Genomic DNA, 12,039 nt, shown 5'->3' with positions numbered 1-12,039 from the left:
GGCCGACGGCACGATTCCGTCGTTGACGGCGGAGGGTCTGGATGCGGTGCTGCGTCCCAAGGTGGACGCCGCCTGGCATCTGCACGAGCTGACCCAGGGTCTGGATCTGGCCGGTTTCGTGGTCTTCTCCTCGATGGCCGGTGTCGTGGGTGCTCCCGGGCAGGGTAACTACGCGGCGGCGAACACCTTCCTGGATGCGCTGGCCGAGCATCGGCGGGCTGAGGGGCTGGCGGCGTTGTCGCTGGCGTGGGGCGCTTGGTCGCAGGCTCATGGGATGACCGGCACGTTGAGCGAGATCGAGATGCGCCGGATCAACCGGACCGGAATGCCTCCGTTGTCGGCCGAGCAGGGGCTGGCGATGTTCGAGACGGCCGCTGCGTCGGATCGTCCGATGGTGGTGGCGGTGCCGCTGAACCTGTCGGTGCTGCGTGCCCTTCCCGAGGTGCCGCATCTGCTGCGGGGTCTGGTGCGTGCGGGCCGCAGGTCGGCGGTCGCCACCCAGATGGGCGGCGGCGTTGATGTTGTCGAGCGGCTGGCGGGGCTGGAGAAGGCCGATCAGGTTCAGCTGGTGCTCGAGTTGGTGCGGGCGCAGGCGGCGGTGGTGCTGGGGCACACGTCGGCGGATGCGATCCAGGCGGGACGGGAGTTCCGCGAGCTGGGCTTCGACTCCCTCACCACTGTGGAGCTGCGCAACCGGCTCAACGCGGCGACGGGGTTGCGGCTGCCGGCGACCCTCGTCTTCGATTACCCCACCCCGGCCATCCTCGCCGAACACCTCCTGGCGGAAATCGCTCCGGGAGAGAGCAAGGCCACGGAGCTGTCATTGCTGGCCGATCTCAACCGGTTCGAGACTGCTCTTTCCGATACCACACTCGACGATCTCGCCCGGAACGGCATCGTCACCCGGCTGCGGCAGCTGCTGGCGAAGGTGAGCGAGAGCGGCACGGAAACTAGTGAAATCGCTGTCGCCGGCATGCTCGAATCGGCGAGTACCAAGGACATCCTCGGCTTCATCGAAAGCGAACTGGGCCGTCTCAAAGACTTGTGATCTCCCGGCTCGCGAATACCCTGGAGGGCTCCTCCTATGTCGGAAGACCTGAAGCTCGTTGACTACCTCAAGTCGGTCGCCACCGATTTGCACGAGACCCGTCGACGACTCGAGGAGGTGGAGTCGGGCAAGCGCGAGCCGATCGCCATCGTGTCGATGTCATGCCGCTTTCCAGGTGGAGTCGGCTCTCCTGAAGATTTGTGGCGGTTGCTGGCTGAGGGTGAGGACGCGATCTCGCCGGTCCCGGTCGATCGGGGCTGGGATCTGGGGATGTCGTCAGGGCTGGGATTCGATGGGGAGGCCCAGGGTGGGTTCCTGGCGGATGCGGCGGGGTTTGATGCGGGGTTCTTTGGGATCTCGCCGCGTGAGGCGTTGGCGATGGATCCGCAGCAGCGGTTGCTGCTGGAGACCACTTGGGAGGCGATCGAGCGGGCGGGGATCGATCCGGTCTCGCTGAAGGGCAGCCACACCGGTGTGTTCGTGGGCACCAACGGCCAGGACTACATGAACCTGCTCATGAGCAATCAGGTGGATACGCAGGGGCATGGCGTCACCGGTCTGGCGGCCAGCGTGTTGTCGGGCCGCCTGTCCTACACGCTGGGGTTGGAGGGCCCGGCGGTGACGGTGGACACCGCCTGCTCGTCGTCGCTGGTGACGTTGCACCTTGCGGCGCAGGCGCTGCGGCAGGGGGAGTGTTCGCTGGCGCTGGCCGGCGGTATCACGGTGATGACGTCGCCGTTGGTGTTCGTCGGGTTCAGCGCGCAGGGCGGGATGGCACCCGATGGTCGGTGCAAGGCGTTCTCCGACACCGCGGACGGCACCAGCTGGTCCGAGGGTGTCGGCGTGCTGGTGCTGGAGCGGCTGTCGGACGCTCAGCGCAACGGGCACCAGGTGCTGGCGGTGGTGCGGGGTTCGGCGGTGAACCAGGACGGTGCGTCGAACGGGTTGACCGCGCCGAACGGTCCCTCGCAGCAGCGGGTGATCCGCCAGGCGCTGGCCGGCGCCGGTTTGTCGTCGGCCGAGGTGGACGCGGTCGAGGCGCATGGGACCGGCACGGTTCTGGGTGACCCGATCGAGGCGCAGGCGCTGCTGGCGACCTATGGGCAGGACCGGGACGAGGGCCGGCCATTGTTGCTGGGGGCGATCAAGTCGAACCTCGGTCACACCCAGGCGGCGGCGGGTGTGGCGGGTGTGATCAAGATGGTCATGGCGATGCGGCACGGGGTGCTGCCCCGGACGTTGCATGTGGACGCGCCGTCCTCGCATGTGGACTGGGCCTCGGGTGCGGTGGAGTTGCTGACCGAGCCGACCGAGTGGCCGCACACCGGCCACCCGCGCCGGGCGGGTGTGTCGTCGTTCGGGATCAGCGGAACCAACGCCCACGTGATCCTCGAACAAGGGCCGGAAGCACCGGTAGGAGAAGACGCTTCGCAGGACCGGATACCGGCCGCCGATGCGGTGAGCGGTGTGGTTCCGATGCTGGTGTCGGGTCGTACGGCGGAGGCGTTGCGGGCACAGGCCGGGCGGCTGGCCTCGCACGTGGAGGGCCGCGGTGAGGCGGCGTTGGCCGATACGGCGTTCTCGCTGGCCACGACCCGTCCGGCGTTCGAGCATCGGGCGGTGGTGCTGGCCGGCGACCGCGACGGTGTGTTGGCCGGGCTGGATGCGCTGGCCGAGGACATGCCGGGTGCCGGTGTGGTGCGCGGGGTGGCCGCGACGCCGCCGCAGCTGGCGGTGCTGTTCACCGGACAGGGCAGCCAGCGGGCGGGGATGGGCCGGGAGTTGTATGCGCGGTTCCCGGTGTTCGCGACGGCGTTGGACGAGGTGATCGCGGAGCTGGACCCGCTGCTGGACGGGTCACTACGGGAGGTGCTGTTCGCCGAGCCGGGCAGCGAGCAGGCCGGGTTGCTGGATCAGACCGGGTGGGCGCAGCCTGCGCTGTTCGCGGTGGAGACCGCGCTGTTCCGGCTGGTGTCCTCATGGGGAGTGCGGCCGGGTGTGCTGGCCGGTCATTCGATCGGGGAGATCACCGCTGCCCATGTGGCCGGGGTGCTGTCCCTGAAGGATGCGTGTGTGCTGGTGGCGGGTCGGGCGCGGTTGATGCAGGCGCTGCCCGCGGGTGGGGCGATGGCGTCGGTGCGGGCCTCTGAGGAGGAGGTCGTCGGGCTGCTGGCCGGGCGCGAGGACCAGGTGTCGGTCGCGGCGGTGAACGGCCCGTCCTCGGTGGTGATCGCCGGGGTCGAAGAGGCGGTGCTGAAGGTGACCGCCGCTCTGGAGGAGCAGGGGGTCAAGACGCGGCGGTTGCGGGTGTCGCACGCGTTCCACTCGCCGTTGATGGAGCCGATGCTGGAGGGCTTCCGCGCCCTGGCCCGTACGTTGACCTACAGCGCGCCGAGGGTTCCGATCGTGTCCACGTTGACCGGGGAGGTGGCCACTGCGGAGCAGTTGTGTTCGCCGGATTACTGGGTGGACCAGGTCCGCGGCGCGGTCCGCTTCGCCGACGGGGTCCGCACCCTGCACGCGCGAGGCGCGCGAGCTTATCTGGAGCTGGGCCCTGACGGCGTGCTGACCGCCATGGCCGCCGGCGCTCTGGATGCCGGCCGTGACGTGGACGAGTACGACACAGGTGTGGTGCTGGTGCCGGTGCTGCGCGGGGATCGGGACGAGCACATGGCGGTGATGACGGCGCTGGCCGAGCTGCATGTGCACGGGGTGCCGGTCGACTGGCAGGCGGTGCTGCCGGGCGGACGCCGGGTCGATCTGCCGACCTACCCCTTCGAGCATCGGCGGTACTGGCCCGAGAGCACCGGTTCCGGTACCGGGAACGTGGCGGCGGCGGGCCTGGCCGCCGCCGGGCACCCGCTGCTGGGCGCGACGGTCGGGCTGGCCGATTCCGATGGGGTGCTGCTGACCGGCCGCCTGTCGCTGGCTTCGCATCCGTGGCTGGCCGATCACGTGGTGGCCGGGATGGTGTTCTTCCCGGGTACCGGGTTCCTGGAGCTGGCGGTCCGGGCGGGTGACCAGGTCGGTTGCAACCTGGTCGAAGAGCTGACCCTGGTCGCTCCGTTGGTGCTGGGCGAGCGGGACGTCGTCGCGATGCAGGTGTCGGTGGGCGCCGCTCAGGAGACGGGCCATCGGAGCGTGAGCATTTACGCCCGGTCGGCGCAGGCTGGAGAGGATGTGCCGTGGGTGCGGCACGCCACCGGCACGCTGGCCACGGGCACCCGCACGGCCGGTCCTGCCCCGATCGTGCCGTTCGACGCGACGGTGTGGCCCCCGGCCGGCGCGACCGCGATCGCGCTGGACGGTTTCTATGACCAGCTGGCCGAGAATCTGCTCGTCTACGGCCCGGTGTTTCAGGGGTTGCGGGCGGCCTGGTGGGGGGCCGAGGGTGGCGAGGTGTTCGCCGAGGTCGCCCTTCCCGAGCAGGTGGCGTCGAGTGCGGGTTCGTTCGGGGTGCATCCGGCGTTGCTGGACGCGGCGTTGCACGCGGTGACCTTCGCCGGGCTGGACACCGAGGCAGGTACGCGGTTGCCGTTCTCCTGGGGAGAGGTGAGCCTGCACGCCACCGGCGCGGCGATGCTGCGCGTACGGATGAGCCGGACCGCTGCCGACTCGGTGTCGCTGGTCGCGGTGGACGTCGCCGGGGAGCCGGTGCTGTCGGTGAGGTCCCTGCTGCTGCGCCCGTTCTCGCCCGACCAACTCGCCACCACGGGCGGAGGACAGGCGACGGCGGGGAACGGGTTGTTCCGGTTGGAATGGACTCCGCTGTCGGAGTTCCCCATGGTCGATTCGGTGCCGGTGGCAGCGGTCGGTTTCGCCGGGTTCGAGCCGGACGCGCTGGGTCTTGCGGGGGCGTGGGAGTCGGCCGGGCAGTCGGTCGCGGTTCATCGTGATCTGTCGGCGCTGGGCGAGGCGGGGCCGGTGCCGGAGGTGGTGCTGGCCGAGGTCGTGACCAGGCGGGCCGGGGACGTGGCGATTTCGGCGCACGAGGTGACGGCTGGGGTGCTGGGTCTGTTGCAGGGGTGGCTGGCCGATGAGCGGTGTGGTGGTTCGCGTCTGGTGGTCGTCACGCGGGGTGCGGTGGCCGCGGGTGAGGGTGAGGCGGTCGCTGATCTGGCGGCTGCGGCGGTGTGGGGTCTGGTGCGGTCGGCGCAGTCGGAGAATCCGGGCCGGTTCGTGCTGGTCGACCTGGATGATCAGGAGTCCTCGCTCGCGACTTTGCGCGATGTACTGCTCGCGGTGCCGGCCTCGGACGAGCCGCAGGTGGCGGTGCGCGACGGTGGGGTGCGGGCGCCGCGGTTGGCGTCGCTGGCCTCGGGGGCGGGTCTGCTGCCGCCGGCCGGTGAGGTGCCGTGGCGGCTGGGCAGCCGGGCCAAGGACAGCTTGGACGCGTTGGAGTTGCTTCCGTTCCCGCAGGCGGCCGAGCCGTTGGAGGCGGGGCAGGTGCGGGTGGCGGTGCACGCGGCGGGGGTGAACTTCCGGGATCTGCTGGACGGGTTGAACGCGCTGGGCTGGTTCCAGGACAAGGCTGAGGTCGCCGGTGTGGTGCTGGAGGTCGGCCCGGAGGTTGAGGACCTGCGTCCGGGGGACCGGGTGGTCGGTCTGGCCGAGGGCGCGTTCGGCCCAGTGGTCGTCACCGAGGCCACGATCTTGGTGAAGATTCCCGATCACTGCTCGTTCGAGCAGGCGGCGACGATTCCGGTGGCGTTCCTCACCACCTATTACGGGCTTATGGATCTGGCCGGGTTGCGGGCAGGCGAGCGGCTGCTGGTGCACGCCGGTGCGGGCGGTGTGGGCATGGCGGCGATTCAGCTGGCGCAGCGGCTGGGGGTGGAGGTGTTCGCCACGGCCAGCCCGGCCAAGTGGGACGTTTTGCGTTCGCTGGGCATCCCGGACGACCACATCGCCTCCTCGCGGAGTCTGGAGTTCGAGGAGCGGTTCCGGGAGGTGTGTGGTGAGCGGGGCATCGATGTGGTGCTCAACTCGCTGACCGGGGAGTTCATCGACGCCTCGGCACGACTGCTGCGCCCGGGTGGCCGGTTCGTCGAGTTGAGCAAGCTGGACATTCGTGATCAGGAGAGTTTCCCGGGGCTGGAATATCACTGGTTCGACATGATGGATGCCGGGCCCGAGCGGTTGCGGCAGATCCTGGCCGAGCTGATGGAGCTGTTCGCCGCCGGTGAGCTGGAGCCGTTGCCGGTGACGGCGTGGGATGTGCGCCGGGGCCGGGAGGCGTTCCGGTTCATGAGTCAGGCCCGGCACACCGGCAAGATCGTGCTGACCATGCCCCGGGTCTGGAACCCGGAGGGCACGGTGTTGATCACCGGTGGCACCGGTGGCCTGGGTGCGGAACTGGCTCGGCATCTGGTGGCCGAGCACAGGGTGCGGCATCTGCTGCTGGCCAGCCGCCGGGGGTTGGAAGCTCCGGGTGCGGTGGAGTTGCGGGCCGAGTTGATCGCGCACGGGGTCGAGGTCACGGTCGCCGCCTGTGATGTGGCCGACCGCGATCAGGTCGCCGCGCTACTGGCGCAGGTCGATGCCGAGCATCCGCTGACCGCGGTGATCCACACCGCGGGCGTGGTGGACGATGGGACCATTCCCTCGCTGACGCCGGAGCGGCTGGAGTCGGTGTTGCGGCCGAAGGTGGACGCTGTCTGGCATCTGCATGAGCTGACCCAGGGTATGGATCTGGCCGGGTTCGTGGTGTTCTCCTCGCTGGCCGGGGTGATGGGCGGTGGTGGTCAGGGCAACTACGCGGCGGCCAATGCCTGGCTGGACGCGTTGATGGCGCGGCGCCGGGCGCAGGGGTTGCCGGGGTTGTCGCTGGCGTGGGGGTTGTGGGCGCAGGAGACCGGGATGAGCGGGGGCATGTCGCAGGTCGATGTGCACCGGGTGACCGCCGCCGGGCTGCCGCCGATCACCACCGAGCAGGGGCTGGCGCTGTTCGACGCCGCCATCGGGTCGGATGCACCGCTGGTGCTCCCGGTCCTGATGAACATACCGGCGATGCCCGCTCAGCTGGTGCCGCCGCTGCTGCGCGGTCTGGTGCGGGGCACCCGTCGTACGGCGGCTTTGGCGCGTACGGCCGATGGAGGAGCGTTGGTGCGGCAGCTGGCCGCACTGACGCAGGCCGACCGGACCCGGTTCATGGTCGATCTGGTCCGCATTCAGGCCGCCACGGTCCTCGGACACCCCGACTCCGCGGCGGTGGACGTCCGGCGGGAGTTTCGTGAGCTGGGCTTCGACTCCTTGACCGCAGTGGAGTTGCGGAACCGGCTCAATACCGCGACCGGGTTGCGGTTGCCGTCCACGCTGGTGTTCGACTACCCGACGCCGGCCATGCTGGCGGAGTTCCTGCTGGCCGAGTTGTTCGGTGAGGACGCCGACGTGGTCATTCCAGCGTCGGTGGTACCGGTCGCGGACGACCCGATCGTGATCGTGGGCATGGCCTGCCGTTATCCGGGCGGGGTCGAATCGCCGGAGGATCTGTGGCGACTGGTCAGTGAGGGTGGGGATGGGATCTCGCCGTTCCCGACGACGCGCGGCTGGGATCTGGCGGCCTTCTACAGCCCGGATCGGGAGAGCCAGGGCATCAGCTATGTGCGTGAGGGCGGGTTCCTGCACGAGGCGGGGCAGTTTGATCCGGGGTTCTTCGGGATCTCGCCGCGTGAGGCGCTGGCGATGGATCCGCAGCAGCGGTTGCTGCTGGAGGTGTCGTGGGAGGCGATCGAGCGGGCGGGCATGGATCCGGTCTCCTTGCGCGGCAGCCACACGGGTGTGTTCGCCGGGATCATGTACCACGACTACGCGTCAAGCGTGGAGTTCCCGCCGGAGGCGATGGGCTTCATCAGCACCGGTACGGCGGGCAGTGTCGCGACCGGCCGGATTTCGTACGCGCTGGGGTTGGAGGGCCCGGCGGTGACGGTGGACACCGCGTGTTCGTCGTCGCTGGTGGCGATGCACATGGCGGCGCAGGCGCTGCGGTCGGGTGAGTGCACTCTGGCGCTGGCCGGTGGGGTGACGGTGATGGCCAACCCGGGCGCGTTCATCGGTTTCAGCGCGCAGGGCGGGCTGGCCGGCGATGGCCGGTGCAAGTCCTTCGCTGACGCGGCCGACGGGGTGAGCTGGTCCGAGGGCGTGGGCATGCTGGTGCTGGAGCGGCTGTCGGACGCGCGCCGTAATGGCCACCAGGTGCTGGCCGTGATGCGTGGGTCGGCGGTCAACCAGGACGGTGCGTCAAATGGGTTGACCGCGCCGAACGGTCCTTCCCAGCGGCGGGTGATCCGTCAGGCGCTGGCCGTCGCGGGCTTGAACCCGGTCGAGGTGGACGCGGTGGAGGGTCACGGGACTGGTACGACGCTGGGTGATCCGATCGAGGCGCAGGCGTTGCTGGCCACCTATGGTCAGGACCGGGACGAGGACCGTCCGCTGCTGCTGGGGTCGATCAAGTCGAACCTCGGTCACACCCAGGCGGCCGCCGGTGTGGCGGGTGTGATCAAGATGGTGCTGGCGATGCGTCAGGGGGTGCTGCCCAGGACGCTGCACATCGACGAGCCGTCCTCGCATGTGGACTGGGCCTCGGGTGCGGTGGAGTTGCTGACCGAGCCGGTGGAGTGGCCGGAGACCGGTCGTCCGCGCCGGGCTGGTGTGTCGTCGTTCGGGATCAGCGGCACCAACGCGCACATCATTCTTGAGCAGGGGCCGGAAGCACCGGAAGGAGAAGACAGTCCGCAGGGCCGGGTACCGGCTGCGGATGTGGTGCCGGTGCTGGTCTCGGCCAAGACGGGTCGGGCGTTGCGGGCGCAGGCCGGTCGGCTGGTGTCGTTCCTGGACGGCGAGTCTGATCTGGGTCTGGCCGACGCCGCGTTCTCACTGGCCACGACGCGGTCGGCGTTCGAGCATCGGGCGGTGGTGGTCGCGGCTGATCGTGGTGGTGTGCTGGCCGGTCTTGGTGCGCTGGCCGAGGGGCTGCCGGGTGTGGGCGTGGTGGCCGGGGTGACCGCGACGGAGCCGCAGCTTGCTTTCCTGTTCACCGGTCAGGGCAGTCAGCGGGCGGGGATGGGCCGGGAGCTGTATGAGCGGTTCCCGGTGTTCGCGACGGCGTTGGACGAGGTGCTCGCGGAGCTGGACCCGCTGCTGGACGGGTCGCTGCGCGAGGTGCTGTTCGCCGAGCCGGGGTCGGCCGAGGCGGGGCTGCTGGATCAGACCGGGTGGGCGCAGCCTGCGCTGTTCGCGGTGGAGACGGCGTTGTTCCGGTTGGTGTTCTCGTGGGGGGTGCGGCCGGATGTGCTGGCCGGTCACTCGATCGGGGAGATCACCGCGGCTCATGTCGCCGGGGTGCTGTCGCTTCAGGACGCGTGTGTGCTGGTGGCGGGTCGGGCGCGGTTGATGCAGGCGTTGCCCGCGGGTGGGGTGATGGTGTCGGTGCGGGCGTCCGAGGAGGAGGTCGCCGAGCTGCTGGCCGGGCGTGAGAAGGAGGTGTCGGTCGCGGCGGTGAACGGCCCGTCTTCGGTGGTGATCGCTGGGGTCGAGGGGCCGGTTCTTGAGGTGGCCGCCGCGTTGGAGGAGCGCGGGGTGCGCACGAAGCGGTTGCGGGTGTCGCACGCGTTCCACTCGCCGTTGATGGATCCGATGCTGGAGGACTTCCGCGCCCTGGCTCATACCCTGGCCTACAGCGCGCCGAGGGTTCCGATCGTGTCCACCCTGACCGGCGAGGCGGCCACGGCCGAGCAGCTGTGCTCGCCGGACTACTGGGTGGAGCAGGTGTGTGGCGCGGTCCGTTTCGCCGATGGGGTCCGTACGCTGCACGCGCGGGGCGTGCGGGCGTATCTGGAGCTGGGCCCTGACGGGGTGTTGACCGCGATGGCCGCCGATACCTTGGCCGCCGACGCGGAGGTGCCCGGGTCGGACGCGGTGCTGGTGCCGGTGTTGCGTAAGGATCGCGACGAGCGGACGGTGTCCATGACGGCGCTGGCCGAGCTGTATGTGCATGGGGTGCCGGTGGACTGGCGGGCGGTGCTGCCGGGTGGGCGCCGGGTCGACCTGCCCACCTACGCTTTCCAGCACCAGTGGTTCTGGCCTGATGGCAGTGCGGGTGCCGGTACGGGGAATGTGGCGGCGGCGGGTCTGGCCGCCGCTGGGCACCCGCTGCTGGGCGCGACGGTCGGGCTGGCCGATTCCGATGAGGTGGTGCTGACCGGGCGTATCTCGCTGCGGACCCATCCGTGGCTGGCCGATCACGCGGTGGCCGGGATGTTCTTCTTCCCGGGGACCGGGTTCCTGGAGCTGGCGATCCGGGCGGGTGATCAGGTCGGCTGTGACCTGGTGGAGGAGCTGACGCTGGCCGCTCCGCTGGTGCTGGGTGAGGACGATGCGGTCGTGGTGCAGATCGCGGTGGGTGCGTCGGAGGAGACCGGCCGACGTGCTTTGAACGTCTATTCTCGGTCGGCGCAGGCTGGGGAGGATGTGCCGTGGGTGCGGCACGCGACCGGCACGCTGGCCACGGGCGGTCGGGCTGCCGCGCGGTTCGATGCGGCGGTGTGGCCGCCGGTCGGCGCGACCGCGATCGAGTTGGACGGTTTCTATGACCAGCTGGCCGAGGGTTTGCTTGTCTATGGCCCGGTGTTCCAGGGGCTGCGGGCGGCCTGGCGTGGTGCCGGTGGTGAGGTGTTCGCCGAGGTTGTCCTGCCTGAGCAGGCGGCGTCGAGTGCAGGTTCGTTCGGGGTGCATCCGGCGTTGCTGGACGCGGCGCTGCATGGTGTGGCCTTCGTGGGGCTGGACGATTCCGAGGGCGGCCGGTTGCCGTTTTCCTGGGGTGAGGTGTGCCTGCACGCGGGTGGTGCGGCGACGTTGCGGGTGCGGCTGGTCCGGGCCGATGCCGACTCGGTCACGCTGACGGCGGTGGATGCCGCGGGGGAGCCGGTGTTGTCGGCGCGGTCGCTGGTGTTGCGCCCGTTCTCGCCCGGTCAGCTCGCCGCCGCGGGTGGTGGCCGGGTGGCGGAGCGTGACGGGCTGTTCCGGCTGGAGTGGAGCACGCTTTCTGAGGTTCCCGTGGCCGATCCGGTGCCGGTGGCGATGGTGGGTTTCGCCGGGTTCGAGCCGGACGCGCTGGGTCTTGCGGGGATGTGGGAGTCGGCCGGGCAGTCGGTCGCGGTTCATCGTGATCTGTCGGCGCTGGGCGAGGCGGGGCCGGTGCCGGACGTGGTGACGTTCACCGTCGGTTCCTCCGAGAACACCGGCGTAGTGGAGTCGGCGCATGCGGTGACGGCTGGGGTGCTGGGTCTGTTGCAGGGGTGGTTGGCCGATGAGCGGTTCGGAGCCTCGCGTCTGGTGTTCGTCACGCGGGGTGCGGTCGAGGCGCGGGAAGGTGATGTGGTCACCGATCTGGCGGCCGCGGCGGTGTGGGGTCTGGTGCGGTCGGCGCAGTGGGAGAACCCGGGCCGGTTCGTGCTGGTCGACGTTGACGCGGAGTTGCTTCCGTCGTCGCTGGCCGCGGTGCTGGCCTCCGGGGAGCCGCAGGCGGCGGTCCGTGAGGGTGCGGTACGGGTGCCTCGTCTGGCCCGGGTGATGCCGGCCGAGGAGGCAGAACGGCCGTGGGATCCGGACGGTACGGTGTTGATCACTGGTGGTACCGGTGGTCTGGGTGGTCATCTGGCTCGGCATGTGGTGGCCGAGCGGGGTGTGCGGCGTTTGTTGCTGACCAGTCGCCGGGGTTTGGAGGCTCCGGGTGCGGTGGAGTTGCAGGCCGAGTTGATCGCGCACGGTGTCGAGGTCATGGTCGCGGCGTGTGATATGGCCGACCGGGATCAGGTGGTGGCGCTGCTGGCCGGGATCGACGCCGAGCATCCGCTGACCGCGGTGATCCACACCGCGGGTGTGCTGGCTGATGGGACGATTCCGTCGTTGACGCCCGAGCGGCTGGACAGCGTGTTGCGGCCGAAGGTGGATGCGGCCTGGCATTTGCATGAGCTGACCCGGGGTCTGGATCT

General features: G+C 70.1%; 2 protein-coding genes. Both read left to right on the top strand.

The annotated features are described in order from the left end of the window. A partial coding sequence (locus ABZU75_RS41860) for a KR domain-containing protein (RefSeq protein WP_355567488.1) occupies nucleotides 1-1,048 on the top strand: 1,048 nt, incomplete at its 5' end. A gap of 36 nt (nucleotides 1,049-1,084) precedes the next feature. Beyond that, nucleotides 1,085-12,039 (top strand): SDR family NAD(P)-dependent oxidoreductase (locus ABZU75_RS41855; RefSeq protein WP_355567485.1); only part of this gene is annotated, 10,955 nt, incomplete at its 3' end.

Source organism: Streptosporangium sp. NPDC005286 (assembly GCF_040607515.1).
Lineage (GTDB): Bacteria > Actinomycetota > Actinomycetes > Streptosporangiales > Streptosporangiaceae > Streptosporangium.
Note: the sequence above shows the minus strand (reverse complement) of the source record. Positions and strands in the feature narration are given on the sequence as shown.